This is a genomic window from Aliidiomarina maris (assembly GCF_003987335.1).
GTDB classification, from domain to species: domain Bacteria; phylum Pseudomonadota; class Gammaproteobacteria; order Enterobacterales; family Alteromonadaceae; genus Aliidiomarina; species Aliidiomarina maris.
The window spans coordinates 1-17822 of the sequence record NZ_PIPK01000016.1 but is presented as its reverse complement, the minus strand read 5'-3'; the positions used below and the strand labels follow the sequence as shown (position 1 = coordinate 17822).

Annotated in this window: 14 protein-coding genes and 1 pseudogene; 4 read left to right on the top strand and 11 right to left on the bottom strand. The window is 49.6% G+C overall.

Annotation, left to right across the window (positions count from 1 at the left end):
- Nucleotides 1–74: 74 nt before the first annotated feature.
- The gene (tsaA, locus tag CWE07_RS12810) at nucleotides 75–782 is read right to left on the bottom strand and encodes a tRNA (N6-threonylcarbamoyladenosine(37)-N6)-methyltransferase TrmO (protein WP_241974143.1); all 708 of its coding nucleotides are present in this window, start codon (nucleotides 780–782) and stop codon (nucleotides 75–77) included.
- Nucleotides 783–1042: 260 nt separating this feature from the next.
- Here tsaA and CWE07_RS12805 point away from each other — a divergent pair, with 260 nt between their 5' ends.
- Nucleotides 1043–1702, top strand: coding sequence for a hypothetical protein (locus tag CWE07_RS12805; RefSeq protein ID WP_111570299.1), 660 nt, complete (start codon nucleotides 1043–1045; stop codon nucleotides 1700–1702).
- Between the two features lie 51 nt (nucleotides 1703–1753).
- Here the strand turns inward: CWE07_RS12805 and CWE07_RS12800 are convergent, their stop codons facing one another.
- The 10 genes from CWE07_RS12800 to CWE07_RS12755 form a co-directional block, all read right to left on the bottom strand.
- Complete coding sequence (locus tag CWE07_RS12800) at nucleotides 1754–2164, bottom strand: H-NS family histone-like protein (protein WP_111570298.1); 411 nt, start codon at nucleotides 2162–2164, stop codon at nucleotides 1754–1756.
- 338 nt (nucleotides 2165–2502) lie between these two features.
- Complete coding sequence (locus CWE07_RS12795) at nucleotides 2503–4152, bottom strand: electron transfer flavoprotein-ubiquinone oxidoreductase (protein ID WP_111570297.1); 1650 nt, start codon at nucleotides 4150–4152, stop codon at nucleotides 2503–2505.
- Nucleotides 4153–4179: 27 nt separating this feature from the next.
- Nucleotides 4180–6384, bottom strand: a complete 2205-nt coding sequence (locus CWE07_RS12790; RefSeq protein ID WP_111570296.1) for a putative bifunctional diguanylate cyclase/phosphodiesterase — start codon at nucleotides 6382–6384, stop codon at nucleotides 4180–4182.
- 212 nt (nucleotides 6385–6596) lie between these two features.
- Complete coding sequence (locus tag CWE07_RS12785; protein ID WP_111570348.1) at nucleotides 6597–8561, bottom strand: acetoacetate--CoA ligase; 1965 nt, start codon at nucleotides 8559–8561, stop codon at nucleotides 6597–6599.
- Between the two features lie 62 nt (nucleotides 8562–8623).
- Nucleotides 8624–9526 carry a hydroxymethylglutaryl-CoA lyase gene (locus tag CWE07_RS12780; protein WP_111570347.1) on the bottom strand — a complete coding sequence of 301 codons (903 nt, stop codon included), beginning with the start codon at nucleotides 9524–9526 and terminating at the stop codon, nucleotides 8624–8626.
- A 66-nt stretch (nucleotides 9527–9592) separates the two neighbouring features.
- Nucleotides 9593–11614: an acetyl/propionyl/methylcrotonyl-CoA carboxylase subunit alpha gene (locus tag CWE07_RS12775; RefSeq protein WP_111570295.1), complete on the bottom strand. Its 2022-nt coding sequence runs from the start codon at nucleotides 11612–11614 to the stop codon at nucleotides 9593–9595.
- Nucleotides 11615–11640: 26 nt separating this feature from the next.
- The gene (locus CWE07_RS12770) at nucleotides 11641–12435 is read right to left on the bottom strand and encodes an enoyl-CoA hydratase-related protein (protein WP_111570294.1); all 795 of its coding nucleotides are present in this window, start codon (nucleotides 12433–12435) and stop codon (nucleotides 11641–11643) included.
- A gap of 10 nt (nucleotides 12436–12445) precedes the next feature.
- Nucleotides 12446–14053, bottom strand: coding sequence for a carboxyl transferase domain-containing protein (locus tag CWE07_RS12765; RefSeq protein WP_111570293.1), 1608 nt, complete (start codon nucleotides 14051–14053; stop codon nucleotides 12446–12448).
- Between the two features lie 11 nt (nucleotides 14054–14064).
- Nucleotides 14065–15234, bottom strand: coding sequence for an isovaleryl-CoA dehydrogenase (locus CWE07_RS12760; RefSeq protein ID WP_111570292.1), 1170 nt, complete (start codon nucleotides 15232–15234; stop codon nucleotides 14065–14067).
- Nucleotides 15235–15261: 27 nt separating this feature from the next.
- The gene (locus CWE07_RS12755) at nucleotides 15262–15690 is read right to left on the bottom strand and encodes a MerR family transcriptional regulator (protein WP_111570291.1); all 429 of its coding nucleotides are present in this window, start codon (nucleotides 15688–15690) and stop codon (nucleotides 15262–15264) included.
- A 219-nt stretch (nucleotides 15691–15909) separates the two neighbouring features.
- On the opposite strand from CWE07_RS12755, the gene CWE07_RS12750 reads away from it, so the two are divergent.
- The 3 genes and pseudogenes from CWE07_RS12750 to CWE07_RS12740 form a co-directional block, all read left to right on the top strand.
- Nucleotides 15910–17091 (top strand): acetyl-CoA C-acyltransferase, encoded by a 1182-nt coding sequence (locus CWE07_RS12750; RefSeq protein WP_111570290.1) that lies wholly within the window; start codon nucleotides 15910–15912, stop codon nucleotides 17089–17091.
- Nucleotides 17043–17504: an ATP-binding protein gene (locus CWE07_RS12745; protein ID WP_198679925.1), complete on the top strand. Its 462-nt coding sequence runs from the start codon at nucleotides 17043–17045 to the stop codon at nucleotides 17502–17504. The genes CWE07_RS12750 and CWE07_RS12745 overlap by 49 nt, the downstream gene beginning before the upstream one ends.
- Before the next feature lie 25 nt (nucleotides 17505–17529).
- Nucleotides 17530–17822 (top strand): annotated as a pseudogene (locus CWE07_RS12740) (transposase); the annotation flags it as partial.

The following is a 17822-nucleotide window of genomic DNA, read 5'->3' as shown; positions in this document are numbered from 1 at the left end:
TAGTTTTGCTCTCCTGGCAAATAATAGGGATTCATATCTGCGGGTGTTGCCGGCATCGGCTCTGGATTTTTATTCTAACAGTGCTCGACAGCAGTGACTATAGCTGTGTTGTCCTCGACCTGCCATTGCACGTTCAAGCCAGCAAGCCTTACCCCGTAAACACGCGCACTGCTGCTGCATTGTTGAACCGCTGGGCGTGGATCTTGAGCGAGTACCTGGGTGATGAGGGTTTGTAACTCAGCCGCATTGGTCATGCTAACTAACTGTGCTTCCGCGTTGGCACTGAAACGCACTGGCATCATTGTAGGCGCTTGTGCTGCGTACCCGCTTTGCGCATCGACAATCGCATCTGAATACGCAATATACGGCTTAATATCGACGATCGGGGTGCCGTCGAGCAGGTCCAGGCCACTGACCTCAAGGAACCACTGGGTGCCGGTCGCACTACGTTCACTATGAATACCGTGCAATCTGACCACCGACAAACCTATTGGGTTGGGTCTAAATGTTGAGCGACTGGCAAACACCCCAATTTTTGCATTGCCGCCTAAACGGGGCGGCCTGACTTTGGGTTTCCAGCCCTGGGCAGCGGTTTGGTGGAAGATAAACTGTAGCCAAATGTGGGAGAAGGCTTCCAGCCCCGCCAGACAATCAGGGTTATTAAACGCACCTTGCATCTTAATCTGGCCGCGAGCAGCAGGTACCAAGCCGGGTTGGCGAGGGATAGCGAATTTTTCGCCATAAGGTGATGTCACTATCGCAATGGTTTGTAATTCCAACACACTCAACCTGTTATCAATACGTTCAAGCGATTGTATACCAGAATTTAAGTCATGGTTAAATCCGCGATTGAATAGTGAAAATCCGTACATATTGGGTATTTCAATAGCTTATCTCCGTTCACACATGGCTAAAGCATTGATTTTAAATGAGTAAAAAGTTGGCTCGGCATTTGCTGGTACTAATACGTCAATATGATTCGAAGCACCCTCAAGGTTAAAAAACTAACGAGCGGGTTTCACAACCATTTAAGGAATTAACTATGTCAGCGACGTATAGCCAGCCAACATCTCTTTACCGCGCTGTTCAGGGCTTAGGGTTTACCTTTTTGATCAGCGCAAGTGGATTAGCCATGGCCACAGAGTCCGCCACAGTGCAGCATCAAATTGAGGTAGCAGGACAAACCCATTTGGTGATTGATAACGGCGTGGGTAGCATTGAATTGCGTTATAGTGACAGCCCCTATGTCGAAGTCGAAGTCGCCCTTGAAGGCAAACGCTCAGGTTGGTTGCGTCGCAAAGTCGACGTCAGTGAGATGGACATTCGCCAGCGTATTAGCAATGACACTATTCGCCTAAGCTTTAACGAGGATAACGTCAATGCACGCTTTATTGTATATGCACCAAGTTTTGCGCAAACCCAGATGAATTTGGGCGTAGGGCAAGTTAGTAGCCGTTATTTTGAAGGCGATCTTAGTATTTCTGTTGGGGTCGGCGAGGCGCAAGTGACGCTTGACCCGAAGCAGCTTGGCAGCGTGTCAGCGAGTGTTGGGGTGGGTGGTATTGATACCCCAGGTGTGAATGGTTTTACCGTGGAACGTCGTGTGGTGTCTGCAACCTTGGGTGGGCAAGGCGAAGGGGACTATCGCTTAAGTATTGATGTGGGCGTAGGTGATATTAATATTGCAGCACGTAGTGAATAAAAAAAGCGCCCAGTGAATCACTGGGCGCTTAATCTTGTATTCTGGACTGAGTTACTTAATTAAAAAGTCTTTTAACGCTTTACCTTTATCCAGCGCTTGCTGAATGACTTTAGGGGTGCGTCCTTGACCAGTCCAAGTCTTACGCTCACCGTCCAAGGTGTATGCATATTTGGCTGGCTTCGGGGCGCGCTTACTTTGGCTTGGCGCTTTGCTGACTTGGCTACTGAGCTCAGGGGCTAAATCTTCAAGCTGAACACCAGCTTCAGCCATTTGCTTGCGAATCGCTTCAACGCGAGCAAGCTTTTCAGCCTCTACTTTTCGCAATTCAGCTTCTTCTTCTTCGCGGGCTTGGATAATTCGGCTTAACTTAACTTTGACTTCCTCTAATTCCGTGAGGCTAAGATCTTTAGTGTTGGCACGAAGACGGCGTTCGTGTGTAAGGATACTAAGAAAGTCTGACATATATGAACCTTATTATTTAACTTGAAATGACGGATGTATCATAGCTGATAGCCTAAGAAGGACGACTAACAACATAAATTAGTACTTTTTTAATACTGCTTTACCTTTGCATTTAAAATATCGCTACCAAGTTCTAAGAACGAAAAGCTAGTAACTATGCTGGGCAATTTTGTTGGAAAATACAATTGCAGATAAAAGCGATTAAAGCTGAATTCCTTTAGACAAATAATTCTCGTCTATTAATTACGTAATGTAAACCAAATAAGAATAACTTGTACAATTAAAAAAAGCCCCTAGAGGGGCTTTTTAAAGTTTCTTTACGTTAAATACGCAATCGCTTACATATTTGGGTAATTGGGACCGCCAGTTCCCTCAGGTGTGACCCAACGGATGTTCTGGCTTGGGTCTTTAATGTCACAGGTTTTGCAGTGAATGCAGTTCTGGGCATTAATTTGAAATTTATCTGCACCCGAATCATCTTTTACAATTTCATACACGCCGGCAGGGCAGTAGCGCTGGGCGGGCTCTGCCCACTTCGGTAAGTTGACCTGAATAGGAATACTCGGGTCTTTTAATTGTAAATGGCAGGGTTGGTCTTCTTCGTGGTTAGTATTAGATAAATACACCGACGAATTACGGTCAAAACTTAATTGATTGTCTGGCTTAGGGTAGTCAATTGGGCTTGCTTGCTCGATAGTCTGCATACCCTTATGGTCGGCACGCCAGTCTTTAATGGTAAACGGCAACTTACCTTTGAACCAGTTTTGGTCCACGGTGTTATAAGCGCCGCCAACCCAGGTTCCCCACTTGTGAATGGCAGGGCCGAAGTTACGCGAGCGATATAATTCGTCGTATACCCAAGAAGCTTCAAAGGCTTGGGTGAAGCTATCGAGCTCGCTGTGAGCTTGCCCTGCTTGAAGTGCGGCAAAAATACTTTCAGCTGCAAGCATGCCGCTTTTCATCGCAGTATGATTGCCTTTAATTTTCGCAAAGTTCAGCGTTCCCGCATTACAACCCACTAATAAGCCACCTGGCATAGTCATTTTTGGCAGTGAATGGTAGCCACCCTTGGTGATAGCACGTGCACCGTAGCTCACGCGCTTACCCCCTTTGAGGTGACGCGCGATATCGGGATGGTGCTTATAGCGTTGAAACTCTAAGAATGGGTTCACATAGGGGTTGGTATAATTCAAATCGACAATTAAGCCAACGAATACCTGGTTATTCTCAGCATGATATAAATATCCACCACCTGTCGCATTCTCTGCAAGCGGCCAGCCTGTCGTATGCACCACTAAGCCACTTTGGTGTTGCTCAGCCGGTATATCCCAAATTTCTTTGAATCCAATGGCGTAATGTTGCGGTGTTTTGCCGTCATTCAACTGATACTTTTGAATCAGAGATTTACCTAAATGGCCTCGAGCACCCTCTGCAAATACCGTATATTTAGCGCGCAATTCCATGCCAGGCATATAACTGTCTTTGTGCTCCCCAGTGGCAGAAACGCCCATGTCACCCGTAATCACGCCCAACACTTTGTCGTCTTCAGAATACAACACGTCGGCAGCAGCAAAGCCTGGAAATATTTCCACGCCTAAGGCTTCCGCGCGCTCAGCCAGCCAGCGGCAAAGGTTGCCCATGCTGGTAATATAATTGCCTTCATTGTGAAATGGCTTAGGCACCATAAAATCTGCTAAACGCGTACTTTTCTGCGCATCTTTGAGTAGCATGATATGGTCGTCTGTGACCGGCGTATGCAATGGTGCACCTTCCGCTTTCCAATCGGGGAAGAGTTCATTTAGGGCACGAGGTTCAAATACCGCACCTGATAAAATATGTGCGCCGACTTCTGAGCCTTTTTCCACCACACAGATTTGCAGTTCTTGCTGCTTGTCTGCGGCCAGTTGCGCCAAGCGGATTGCGCTACTTAATCCAGCAGGACCTGCACCCACTATCAGTACATCAAACTCCATGCTTTCGCGTTCCATGGGATACTCCTCTAATCTTTTAAGCCGTTACATGATTTGTATCGGCACTTGGCCCTGATACTCGTCAAGTAAGCGGGTAAATTCATCTGCGGGAATAGGGCGGCTAAACAAAAAGCCTTGGCCTATGATGCAGTCACGGTCGAGTAAAAACTCAACTTGGTCTTCAGTTTCCACGCCTTCGGCGACTAAACCGATATCTAAACTTTTAGCTAAGTTAATAATAGTCTGTGTGAGCGTGGCGTCATCTTTATCGTGGGGTAGATCTTGCACGAAAGAGCGGTCAATTTTAAGTGCAGTGACTGGAAAATGTTTCAAATACGAGAGTGATGAATATCCAATTCCAAAATCATCAATCGCCAATGAAATACCGCGTTCACGCACCGCATGCATAAAGTTGGTGTGCGACTGAATGTTGTCGATAAAAACCTGCTCGGTTAACTCAAGCTCTAAATGACTTGCCGGAATACCAGTTTCATTCACAATTGCCATAATTTGTGCAACTAAATCTGGTGACTGCAGCTGTTTCCCTGACAAGTTGACCGCCATATTAAGGTCTTTAAATCCTAACGAATGCCACACGGCTAGCTGTTTACACGCTGACCTTAGTACGAATTCAGAAATCGGAATGATCAACCCGGTGTCTTCTGCGATGGGAATAAACTTATCTGGGCCTATAATACTGCCGTCGTCATCTATCCAGCGCACCAAGGCTTCGGCGCCAATAATTCTACGGCTGTGCATATCTACTTTGGGTTGATAAAACACGGTGAGCTTATGGTGTTCCACGGCATGGCGCAGGCGCTTCATTAACTCCATGCGCTGATTGAGTTCATGGTGCAGAATTTCACTATACATATGGTAGCTGTTGCGCCCTGACTCTTTCGCTCGGTAGAGCGCCGTATCAGCATTGCGAATCAAGCTTTCAGGGGTATCTACGCCGGGTTTGCTCAATGCCACACCAATGCTGGCAGAAATAAAGATTTCGTAGTCATCGACATAAAAGTGCGTGTCGAGGGTGGTTAGCACCTTCTCGGCGAAATCAATTAAACTTTGTTGGTTGGGCAAATTAGCCAGCGCCAACACATACTCATCACCGCCCATGCGGGCCAAGCATGAATTGGCAGGTGCTAGCCGATGCAACCTAGTCGCCACGCGTTTAAGCAGTTGATCTCCGACCGAATGACCAAGGGCGTCATTCACTTCTTTAAAATTATCTAAGTCAATAAATAGCGCGCCGACATGCAATTGTTGCTGGTCGGCTTGCTGGAAAAACTCATCCAACTGCTCCATCAGTGCATTGCGGTTAGCTAAATCAGTCAGCCAATCATGCTCTGCCAAATAAGCCATGCGTTTCTCAACGCGCTCGCGCTCTTCAATTTCGACATATAAATCGATATTAGTGTCCGCAAGCTCTTGGGCCCGTACACGGCTGATACCGAGAATATACAGTACAAAAGTAAGCAGGGCAGTGGTAACGAAACCGGCTAAGATCACCAACAGCGGCAACCAGCTACGCATGTCGTTCAAGCGCTCGCGGTTTGGCCAAAGTGCCATTTGCCATGTCTCACCAAATAGGTTGAATTCCGATATACCGCCCCAACGCGACAGCAAGTCTTCACTATCTGCCACTTCGAAGAAGCTTCGACCTGTGCTTACTTGGGCCAAACGAAAGTTTGAACGACTATCGATAAACTGGTTGACCGTACTGCTCAGTAACGCGCGGGTATCTAAGACACCAATAAAATATTGGGTTTGGTCATTTTGCGCGAGGGGTACTACCATGCTGACTTCAATTTGTTCGGCGTTTAAAAATTGTGAAGGCACCAGAGCTCGTTGGCCGGTTTGCAATGGTGCCAGATATTGCTGTGGAATGTTTTCTCGGTTCAGGGTTTGGCGTTCGCTGTGGTAGCTAGCTAACCAGTTGAAATCTTGGTCAAGCCAAATCAACGCCCTGAAGTGGGGGTATGAATTGAGCACTATGGGCGCTTCTTGCTGCCAATGCTCGGCGTCGGCTTGACTGCGCACATGATGCCGCGCTATCCAGGTTAGGCCAAACATATGGTTTTGAAGCTGTCGATTGATGTGCAGCTGCAGGTCTTGCAGCTCACTAGACAATTGCTGGCGAATTTGGCGTCCATCCTGGATATAGATAACACCCGCAATCACCAAGGTCAGAAGAATACCTGAAATGGCGGTAAGAATGGCTAAGCGAAAGTGAGAAAATCGTTGCATTTCGACTTTATTATCGTTGTTTTACGTCTTCCTACGATAATCGCTTATGCTCGGGCAATAAGCAACACGTAAAGCGTAAATTGATAACCTTTTGCGTACATTGTAGACAGTTACCTCAGATCAGATGATATAAAGCTGTAAACCTATCGTTTTACATGCGCTTAATAAATGACTACCTGTCAACCTTTACAGGTAGTCACCATACAAAGCGCTTATTGTAACTGTGATAAATTCTTGAAGTACTCCAGGGCCTCGGGATTGGCTAATGCGTCGGTATTTTTCACAACTTCGTTATGAATTACCTGTCGAACTGCTATTTCGGTAATTTTTCCGCTAATAGTTCTTGGAATATCTGCAACTTGAATAATCACAGCAGGTACATGTCGCGGTGTCGCATTGGCTCGAATGGTGGTCTTGATCTCAGTCACTAAATGCTCATCGAGGTGCAATTGTGGACGTAATTTCACAAACAACACCACCCGCTCATCGCCTTGGTATTGTTGACCGACCGCTATGCTTTCTAACACCGCATCAACTTTCTCTACCTGGCGATAAATCTCTGCGGTACCGATGCGCACGCCACCTGGGTTGAGCACTGCATCAGAGCGACCATAAATAATCACCCCGTCCTGAGGGGTTAACTCAGCGTAATCGCCGTGCGCCCAAATCCCATCAAAGCGCTCAAAATAGGCACTGCGATATTTAGCGCCTGTGGGGTCGTTCCAAAATCCAATTGGCATGCTTGGGAAGGGTTGCTCACATACTAACTCGCCTTTGGTGGCACGGACCGGTGTGCCATCGTCGGCGAAAATATTCACCGCCAGACCTAAACCACGACACTGTAGTTGCCCGCGGTAGACCGGCAACAACGGATTACCCAACGCAAAACAGGAAATAATGTCGGTACCACCAGATATAGACGCCAGGCAGACATCGTCTTTCACCTGTTCGTATACATAATCGAAGCTTTCGGGTGGTAATACAGAACCAGTCGTAAGGATTGTTTTTAAACTGCTTAATTGATGGCTTTGACGCGGTACCACGGCTGCTTTTTCCAGCGCACCTAAATACTTTGCACTGGTGCCAAAGATTGAGATTTTCTCGGCATCAATTAAATCCAGCATTCGCTCGGGCGTTGGGTAAAATGGTGAACCGTCGAACAGGGTTAATTGCGCACCAAGCGCAAGGCCGGACACCATCCAGTTCCACATCATCCAGCCACAGGTCGTGAAATAAAATAGGTTATCCTGGCGCTGTAAGTCGGTATGTAAGCCCAGCTCTTTCAAATGCTGAAGTAGCGTACCGCCGATACCATGGACGATACACTTTGGCACCCCCGTGGTACCTGAACTAAACATAATATACAGCGGGTCATTAAACCCGCGCGGGGTAAATTCTATGCCGGTTGCTTGGGTATCGACGAACTCGTCCCATGCGCAGCTGGCGTTAAAATTCGTAAGATTGTCCAGACCGTCGACAAAGGGGGCAACAACGATATGCTGTAACGATTCAATCTGGGTGGCGATGGCATTCACTTTGTCACTGAGATCAATGGTTTTGCCATTATAGTAGTAACCGTTGACCGTGATCATCACTTTCGGCTCAATTTGACCGAAGCGATCAACCACCCCTTGCACGCCAAAATCGGGTGAACAAGATGACCAAACTGCGCCAATACTTGCCGTGGCTAACATCGCGATAATCGTCTGACTGCAATTGGGCATTAGACCGGCAACGCGGTCGCCTGGCACCACGCCTTGAGCGCGCAGTGCGCTCGCCATATGTGCCGTGGCTTGATACAGCTGGGCGTAGGTCATTACACTGCGCTCACCCAGTTCGTTAACACTCACCAACGCAGTACGCTCATCACGAAAGCGTAATAAGTTTTCCGCAAAGTTGAGTTGCGCGTCAGGAAACCACTGCGCACCAGGCATCTGGGTTTTATCTTTTAGAATATGACTGCCACGGTGCTGGCTGACCACCCCGAAGAAGTCCCAAATTGATGCCCAAAATGCCGGACTCTCGTCAATTGACCACTGGTATAACTGGGCATATGAAGTGAGGTTGAGGCCTTGTTGTTGCAGGCTTTCCATATAATGCTGCATCAGCGACTGCTGCATACGCGCTGCGGACGGTTGCCACATAGGTTGTAAAGCATTCAAGCCAGTATCAGACATAGTAATCTCTGCGGTTAAAATATAAATGGCGGGTAAACCAGTGCCCAATGTGCGTTGGGGCTTTAGCTTTGAGCGAGCAAAGCTTGGCTTACCTGAGAACGCACCGGGGCGTTAAGGGCTTGGCAAATACGCTGCCCAGCCTGAGCTAAGGTATTTAAATCGATGCCAGTGTCGATACCCATGCCATGTAACATGTACACTAAATCTTCACTGGCTAGGTTACCGCTCGCGCCTTTGGCATACGGACAGCCACCTAAGCCAGCTACTGCGCTATCAACGGTACTAACGCCTAACGGCAAGCAACTGGCGATATTGGCTAAGGCTTGGCCATAGGTATTGTGAAAGTGCAACGCTAAGGCCTGCATTGGCACGTGCTCGGCGACAGCACTGAGCATACGCTGGGCCTGTAATGGTGTGCCGACACCAATGGTGTCGCCAAGAGACACTTCATAACACCCCATATCATACAAAGTCTTCGCAACACGCACGACCTCACTGACGGGTACGTCACCTTGATAGGGGCAGCCCAACACGCACGAAACATAGCCACGCACCCGAATACCAGCCGCTTTGGCGGCAGCAATGACCGGCTCAAAGCGCGCTAGCGACTCGCTAATGGAGCAATTAATATTTTTTTGGCTAAAGGCTTCAGACGCTGCACCAAATATAGCGACTTCATCGGCCCGAGCTTGCATGGCTAACTCAAACCCTTTCAGGTTAGGCGTTAAGGCGGCATAGGTAACCCCATTACGACGCTGAATTTGGCGCAGCACGTCGCTGCTATCGGCCATTTGCGGCACCCATTTGGGGCTAACGAAGCTACCAGCTTCAATGTAACTCAAACCCGCTTGGCTTAAGTCGTTAATGAGCCGCACTTTATCATCGAGCGACACCTTGGCTTCATTTTGCAAGCCATCCCGTGGTCCCACTTCCACCACTTTGACGTGGCTTGGAATGTTGGCCATGGTTGTGAGCGCTGCTTGAGTTAACTGGGTCATAGGTACCTCATCATATTATTGCGCGTGGCGCGCTTATGCATCATCTTCGACTTGCAAGGCAACCAATTGAGCGCCGTCACTGACTAGCTCGCCAGCTTGGAAGAATACTTGCTCAACCACACCCGCGCTTGGGGCTTTAATGGTGTATTCCATTTTCATCGCTTCCATGACCACCAGCGCTTGGTCTTTCTCAACGCGGTCTCCGACCTCGACATTCACGGCCACGATGGTGCCGTTCATAGGGGCGGTTAGGGTGCCTGCATCTTCTTCCATGCCAAAGGCCGCTTGGGTATCGATAGCTTGGTAATCGACCCGTCCTTGACCGCTAAACAGCGTATAATGTTGTGCGCATAAGGCGACATTGAGCTCAAAACGGTGGCCCTGATGGGTAATCGTTAATGTGTCATCTTCAAGTTGAGCGCGAATTTGCACCGCCTCAAGCGTTTCGCTGCTTTGGCTTGTATCGGTCTCTACGTGCGTACGCACACTAAATAATTGGGAATCGCTGGCCGCTTGGCTCACATCAAGTTGCAGCTTTTGCTCACCGAACTGCAGTTCAAACTGGATGCTGGCTGCTTGGTTTAAGCGCCAACCTTGGGCCTGAGCCCATGGGCCTGTCGCCAAGTTGTTCTGTTGCGCGGCGAGTGCGAGTGCTGCACCTATACACGCGTGATTCAAAGCAGCTGGCATCGGATTATTGACGTGCAATAAGCTATCACCATGTTGTTCAATAAACTGTGTGCTTAAGTTCGCGCGGACAAAATCTTTATGGGTGGCTAAGCGATGTAAGTAATCCAGGTTTGTGGTCGGCCCGACAATTCGGTATTCGCGCAAAGCACGTTGCAAACGCAATAACGCGCGGTCGCGATTTTCATCCCACACAATCAGTTTTGCAATCATCGGGTCGTAGTAAGGGCTGACATCATCGCCTTGACGGACGCCTGAATCAATCCGGATATGTTGGTCTTGGTCAGGTGTGCGTAAATAGGCAATATGACCTGTGCTTGGAAGAAAATCTTGTTGCGGGTCTTCGGCGTAAATACGTGCTTCAAATGCATGACCGGTCAAAGTAACTTGGTCTTGGCTTAAGGGCAGCACGCCGCCACTGGCCACGATCAACTGCCATTCGACTAAATCCTGACCCGTGATCATCTCAGTGACCGGGTGCTCGACCTGCAACCGCGTGTTCATTTCCATGAAGAAAAAGTCGTTATTGGCATCCAGCAAAAACTCAACCGTACCGGCACCGCGATAATCAATCGCTTGGGCTGCGCGTACCGCTGCTTCACCCATGGCCTGACGGGTATCTTCGCTCAGCGCTGGGGCAGGGGCTTCTTCTAGCACCTTTTGGTGGCGACGCTGCACCGAGCAGTCGCGCTCTGCCAGGTAAACTGCGTTACCATGCTCGTCGCAAAATACTTGAATCTCAACATGACGCGGTTTGACGATAAACTTTTCCACCAGCATTTTATCGTTGCCAAATGACGCTGTGGCTTCGCGTTTAGCAGACGCCAATGCTTGGCTAAATTCGGCCGCTTTGTGCACCGCGCGCATGCCTTTACCGCCGCCGCCATAGGCTGCTTTGAGCAATACCGGATAGCCAATTTGCTCGGCTTCGGCTTGTAATGTTTTTTCGTTTTGATCATTGCCATGATAGCCGGGCACCAAGGGCACGCCCGCTTCTTGCATAATTGATTTGGCGGCACTTTTTGAGCCCATGGCTGCAATCGCGCTAGCTGGTGGACCGATAAACACAATGCCTGCGTCTTGGCAGGCGTCAGCGAATTGCTCGTTCTCAGATAAAAAACCATAGCCCGGATGAATGGCTTGAGCGCCACTTTGCTTGGCCGCGTGGATGATTTTTTCAATCACCAGGTACGACTGTTGGCTTGCAGAGCCACCTATATAAAAGGCTTCATCCGCCATTTGCACGTGCTGCGAATGTTGGTCAGCGTCGGAGTAGACCGCCACACATTGAATGCCCATGCGCTGGGCTGTGCGGATCACGCGACAGGCAATTTCACCACGGTTCGCAATTAGAATTTTATTAAACATAGCTTAAAACCTTTATTATCACGCTGTTATGAGCGCTGCCAAGCTGGCGAACGTTTGCTTAAAAATGCCTGCAGACCTTCCTGGCCTTCAGCGGAAACGCGAATATCAGCAATTCGCTCAACGGTATGTGCGACTAAGGCATCGTCAATAGGGCGCTGGGCGATATCATGTAGCAAGGCTTTGGCGGCACCCACCGCAGCAGGTCCATTGGCGAGCAGTGCGTCCAATAACGGCTTGACCGCTTGGTCTAATGGCTGCTCGGTGACTTCACTGACTAAACCATGTTGTAGCGCTTCGGCGGCAAAGAAACGCTCGCCAGTCAGCACATAACGGCGTGCAGCGCGACTGCCCATATTACGCAAAACATAGGGGCTAATAACGGCTGGAATCAGGCCAATTTTAACTTCACTTAAGCAGAAACTGGTATTTGGGTTGGCCAACACCATATCGCAGCAGGCAGCTAAACCCACCGCGCCGCCAAATGCTGCGCCTTGCACTAAGGCAATGGTTGGCACTGGCAGGCGGTCGAGCTGCGCCATAAGCTGCCCCAGTTCGCCTGCATCTTCCACATTTTCGCTGCGGTTTTTCGCTGCCATGGAGCGCATCCAGTTAAGGTCGGCACCGGCACTGAAGTTTTTACCATGCGAGCGCAATACTAAGGCCCGCACCGCTGAATTGCTGCGCACGCTGGCTAAATGCTCAAGCAACTGAGCTATCATAGCGTCGTCGAAGGCGTTATGTTTGTCCGGCTTGTTCAGCGTAAGCCACGCGACCTGACGCGAGTCGATATGAAATTCGACTGGCTTATTCGATGCTTGCATAACGACTCCTTTACATCCGGAACACGCCAAAGCGTGTCTCTTCAATCGGGGCATTCAGCGCAGCTGCAATACTTAAACCCAACACAGTGCGAGTTTGGGCCGGATCGATAATACCGTCGTCCCATAACCGCCCTGAGGCATAATAAGGATGACCTTGGGCATCATATTGCGCCACGATCGGCTTCTTGAATTCAGCCTCTTCTTCTGCGCTCCAGTTTTCCCCTTTGCGCGCTTTACCGTCGCGTGTCACCGTTGCCATAACCCCAGCCGCTTGCTCACCGCCCATCACTGAAATGCGCGCGTTCGGCCACATAAACATCATGGTCGGGTCGTAGGCACGCCCGCACATTCCATAGTTACCAGCGCCATAGCTGCCACCAATAAGCACCGTGAATTTTGGTACTTTGGCACAGCTCACGGCCATCACCATTTTAGCGCCATGCTTGGCAATGCCTTCGGCTTCATACTTTTTACCCACCATAAAGCCGGTAATATTTTGTAAGAACACCAGAGGGATTTTACGCTGCGCGCATAGCTCAATGAAGTGCGCGCCTTTTTGCGCCGACTCAGAAAATAGAATGCCGTTATTGGCGACAATGCCGACTGGAAAACCGTGAATGCGGGCAAAACCGGTCACCAAAGTGTTGCCATAGTTCTGTTTAAATTCATCAAAATCAGAATCATCAACCACGCGCGCTATCACCTCACGCACATCGTAGGGTTTGCGTAAATCAGTGCCGACGATGCCGTAAATTTCTTCGCTTGGGTAGCGCGGGGCGCGTACTTCTTGAACCTCTATTTGTGCCCCTTGTGGACGGTTCAGACGGGCAACGGAGCGACGGGCAATATCTAATGCATGGGCGTCGCTGACCGCAAAATGGTCAGCAACCCCTGAAATGCGGGTGTGAACATCCGCACCGCCAAGCTCTTCAGCACTTACTTCCTCGCCCGTGGCTGCTTTGACTAATGGCGGACCGGCTAAGAAAATCGTCCCTTGTTCTTTGACGATGATACTCTCATCCGCCATGGCAGGCACATAAGCGCCCCCCGCAGTACATAAGCCCATGACCACCGCAATTTGGGGGATGCCTTTGGCGGACATATTGGCTTGATTAAAAAATATGCGGCCGAAATGATCGCGGTCGGGGAATACTTCATCTTGACGGGGTAGGTTAGCGCCACCTGAGTCGACTAAATAAATGCATGGTAAGTGGCAACGCTCCGCGATTTCTTGCGCGCGGAGGTGCTTTTTCACGGTTAACGGATAATACGTGCCGCCTTTCACCGTGGCGTCATTGGCGACAATCATACATTGCACGCCCTCGACGTTACCGATGCCAGCGACTACCCCTGCACAGGGGACGTAGTCTTCATACACCTCCCACGCGGCGAACTGGCCAATTTCCAGAAACGCGGAGCCAGGGTCGATTAAACGTTCAATACGCTCGCGCGCCAGCATTTTACCGCGTGCTTGGTGACGTTGTTGCAAGGCTTCACCGCCGCCAAGTTTAAGCTGAGCCACTTTGGTATGGAGGTCATCCACAAGCGCCTGCATGGACGCTTGATTTGCTACAAACGTCTCGTCGCGAGGGTTGATTTTACTGGTTAACACAGCCACGCAAATGCTCCTTATTTCGACTCAGTGAATAGTTCTCGGCCAATCAGCATACGTCGAATTTCTGACGTACCTGCACCAATTTCATATAACTTGGCGTCGCGTAGTAAGCGGCCCGTAGGGTATTCGTTGATATAGCCGTTACCACCTAGTAACTGGATCGCATCGAGTGCCATTTTGGTCGCGGTTTCAGCCGCATATAAAATAACTCCAGCAGCGTCCTTACGCGTGGTTTCACCGCGGTCACACGCCTTGGCCACAGTGTACACGTAGGCGCGTGCGGCATTCATGGTGGTGTACATATCCGCCACCTTACCTTGCACTAACTGAAACTCGCCAATGGCTTTACCAAACTGGCTACGTTCATGTACGTATGGCACCACCACATCTAGGCATGCCTGCATGATGCCTAATGGACCTGCCGCTAACACCACACGCTCGTAGTCAAGGCCTGACATTAAAACTTCAACGCCACGGTTCAATTCACCGAGAATATTTTCTTTTGGCACCCGGACATCCTGGAATACCAATTCACAGGTATTGGAGCCACGCATGCCAAGTTTGTCCAGCTTCTGAGCTTGGCTGAAACCAGGCATATCGCGCTCGACAATAAATGCAGTAATCCCGCGTGAGCCCGCGTTTGGGTCAGTTTTGGCGTAAATCACATAAGTGCTGGCTTCAGGTCCGTTGGTAATCCACATTTTATTGCCGTTTAGCACATAGTGGTCACCGTCTTCTTTGGCGCGTAACTTCATGCTCACTACGTCAGACCCGGCATTTGGCTCACTCATGGCTAATGCGCCGACATGTTCACCGCTGATAAGCTTAGGCAAATACTTGCGTTTTTGCGCTTCGGTGCCGTTGCGGCGAATTTGGTTCACACACAAGTTGGAGTGGGCACCGTAACTTAAGCCCACGGATGCCGATGCGCGGCTAATTTCTTCCACTGCGACGACATGCTCAAGGTAACCCATACCTGAACCACCAAATTCTTCCTCTACGGTAATGCCGAGCAAGCCCATGTCGCCCAGCTTGCGCCATAAGTCTTCAGGAAACAGATTGGCTTCGTCGATAGCGCCGGCGCGCGGTGCGATTTCTTCGCGGGCGAAGGCATTGACGTGCTCGCGTAACATGTCTGCGGTTTCACCGAGGTCAAAATTAAGGGTTGTGAATTGAGAGATCATAATGGGTTCCTTTGTACTTCTGTAGGCTCAAGCCACGTGGTCTGAGTCAGTTTTGGAAAGTTGGCCTTGCAGCTCTGCGCGACAGCGCTGTTCCACGGTCTTAAGCTCATGCAAAAGTACCCCGATATCTTCCATCTGTTGCTGCAAAGTATGTTTTTTTTCTTCAATCAACTCGAGCATAGTTACCAGTTGATTACGACTACTGCGGTCGCGGTCATATAATTCAAATAAGCGGCGAGTTTCCGCAAGGGTGAAACCTAAGCGCTTACCACGCAAAATCAGCTTTAAGCGCACTTTATCGCGGCCATTATAAATACGCGTCTGCCCTTGGCGTTCTGGCGCAATTAACCCTTGGTCTTCATAGAAGCGAATACTGCGGGTAGTAATATCAAATTCTTTCGCCAGTTCACCGATACTAAAGGTGCGTGGGGTGGCAGATGATTTCGTTGCTGTCATGACACTCGCTACTATCAAAGCAAATAAGTTTTACGCTTGCATTACAAGCATGGAGAGCGATAAGCTTAAGGCAAGTTGACGTTAACGTAAAGTGCAGTCGCGTTCGGTAGTCTGATTTTGTCGCTCAATTGGCGCATTCCTGTGTGGAATAACTTTGTGGAATAACTTTGTGAGACCACGATGTAAGATCACCACGTGACTGCTTATGGAGATTTATTTATGCAGCAAGACGATATTGTAATTGTATCCGCAGCCCGCACCCCGATGGGTGGCTTTCAAGGCGATTTAGCTCCGGTGTCAGCGCCAGAGCTCGGTGCCCAAGCTATTAAAGCCGCCGTTGCGCGCGCAGGCATTGATGCTAGTGCGGTGAATGAAGTGCTGATGGGCTGTGTCTTGCCTGCAGCGCTTGGTCAAGCGCCTGCGCGTCAAGCGGCACTTGGCGCAGGTTTGCCATTGTCAGCAGGCGCTACCACCTTGAATAAAGTGTGTGGCTCAGGTCTCAAAACCGTGATGTTTGGTCATGATTTACTGCAGGCGGGCAGTGCTGATGTGATTGTCGCTGGCGGTATGGAAAGCATGTCGAATGCACCGTATGTGCTGCCTCAAGCACGTCAAGGCTATCGTATGGGGCATGCGCAAATGCTGGATCATATGATGTTTGACGGTTTAGAGGACGCATATGATAAAAAAGCCATGGGCTGTTTTGCCCAAGTGACTGCCGACGACTATGGTTTTAGCCGCGAAGCTATGGACGCATTCGCGATTCGCTCCCTTGAGCGGGCTCAGCAAGCTATCGCCAAAGGCGCGTTTGAGCAGGAAATTGAGCCGGTCACGTTCACTACGCGTAAAGGCGATGTCACTGTGAGTATAGATGAACAGCCTGGTAAAGCACGCATCGACAAAATTCCTCAGCTGCGCCCTGCGTTTGCGAAAGATGGCACGGTCACTGCGGCGAACTCAAGCTCAATTTCAGACGGTGCTGCCGCGGTCGTTTTGATGCGTGCCAGCGATGCGAAGGCCCAGGGCTTAAAGCCAATGGCAAAAATCGTCAGTCACGCGACGTTCGCCCGTAAGCCATCTGAGTTTACCATTGCGCCAGTTGGCGCCATGCAAATGGCACTCGATAAAGCAGCTTGGTCTAAAGACGACGTTGACCTGTGGGAAATTAACGAAGCATTTGCCATGGTGACCATGTTAGCGATTAAAGAAATGCAACTCGACGCTGACAAGGTTAACGTGCACGGTGGCGCTTGTGCCCTAGGCCATCCAATTGGTGCCAGTGGCACGCGAATTTTAGTCACTTTATTACATGCTTTAGCGCAGCATGGTAAGAAACGCGGCCTCGCTTCATTATGTATTGGTGGTGGCGAAGCCGTCGCTTTGGCGGTCGAGCTGGTTTAACCGGCCTGGATAAGCTGAATTTCAACCCTTCGATTGATGGGCCTAACGCGGGTCGAATGGCGAACGTCACGCGAGATAGTTCACGGCTCATCGAGATGTTCCGTAGTCTTTACCCTGAGCGCATTTTCAACCTTACCCACTCGGCACACGAGAAAGACCAAGTGCCTATTGAGGCTCACGACTTTTCTGAAATATTAGGCATCGTGCTCGATAACGCTGGCAAATGGTCGAATAGGTGCATTAATTGCGATATTGCCGTCTCCACTACCACACTCACGCTCACCACTGATGATGACGGTTTCGGCGTTGCAGAAGAAGATCTTTCGCGCTTGGGAGAGCGTGGCACACGATTGGATGAACGCCGTCCCGGCTACGTGATCTGTACCAGTACTTTTGGACACCGAGCTAAGTGAGTAAAATCACTTAACGAGGTGAATCATGAAAGCAAATAAAACACGCAAAGTCCACACACAAGAATTTAAAGCAGAAGCCCTGAAATTAGCCGAAAGAATAGGCGTTGCAGCGGCGGCTAGAGAACTGAAAGTCTACGAATCCCAGCTGTACAGTTGGCGGACTGCGGCGCAAAAAAAATCTAGCACGAGCACCAGAGAAGCAGAGCAAGCCGCTGAAATTGCTCGATTAAAACGTCAATTAGCTGAACAGGCAGAGGACCTGGCCATATTAAAAAAGGCGGCTACCTACTTCGCGAAGAACCAAAAATAGCCAGATTT

Bases quoted from the DNA above. Each gene is read 5' to 3' on its own strand.
- CWE07_RS12805 (WP_111570299.1), top strand. From the start codon at position 1,043: ATGTCAGCGACGTATAGCCAGCCAACATCTCTTTACCGCGCTGTTCAG.
- CWE07_RS12800 (WP_111570298.1), bottom strand. From the start codon at position 2,164: ATGTCAGACTTTCTTAGTATCCTTACACACGAACGCCGTCTTCGTGCC.
- CWE07_RS12795 (WP_111570297.1), bottom strand. From the start codon at position 4,152: ATGGAACGCGAAAGCATGGAGTTTGATGTACTGATAGTGGGTGCAGGT.
- CWE07_RS12790 (WP_111570296.1), bottom strand. From the start codon at position 6,384: ATGCAACGATTTTCTCACTTTCGCTTAGCCATTCTTACCGCCATTTCA.
- CWE07_RS12785 (WP_111570348.1), bottom strand. From the start codon at position 8,561: ATGTCTGATACTGGCTTGAATGCTTTACAACCTATGTGGCAACCGTCC.
- CWE07_RS12780 (WP_111570347.1), bottom strand. From the start codon at position 9,526: ATGGCCAACATTCCAAGCCACGTCAAAGTGGTGGAAGTGGGACCACGG.
- CWE07_RS12775 (WP_111570295.1), bottom strand. From the start codon at position 11,614: ATGTTTAATAAAATTCTAATTGCGAACCGTGGTGAAATTGCCTGTCGC.
- CWE07_RS12770 (WP_111570294.1), bottom strand. From the start codon at position 12,435: ATGCAAGCATCGAATAAGCCAGTCGAATTTCATATCGACTCGCGTCAG.
- CWE07_RS12760 (WP_111570292.1), bottom strand. From the start codon at position 15,234: ATGATCTCTCAATTCACAACCCTTAATTTTGACCTCGGTGAAACCGCA.
- CWE07_RS12755 (WP_111570291.1), bottom strand. From the start codon at position 15,690: ATGACAGCAACGAAATCATCTGCCACCCCACGCACCTTTAGTATCGGT.
- CWE07_RS12750 (WP_111570290.1), top strand. From the start codon at position 15,910: ATGCAGCAAGACGATATTGTAATTGTATCCGCAGCCCGCACCCCGATG.
- CWE07_RS12745 (WP_198679925.1), top strand. From the start codon at position 17,043: ATGTATTGGTGGTGGCGAAGCCGTCGCTTTGGCGGTCGAGCTGGTTTA.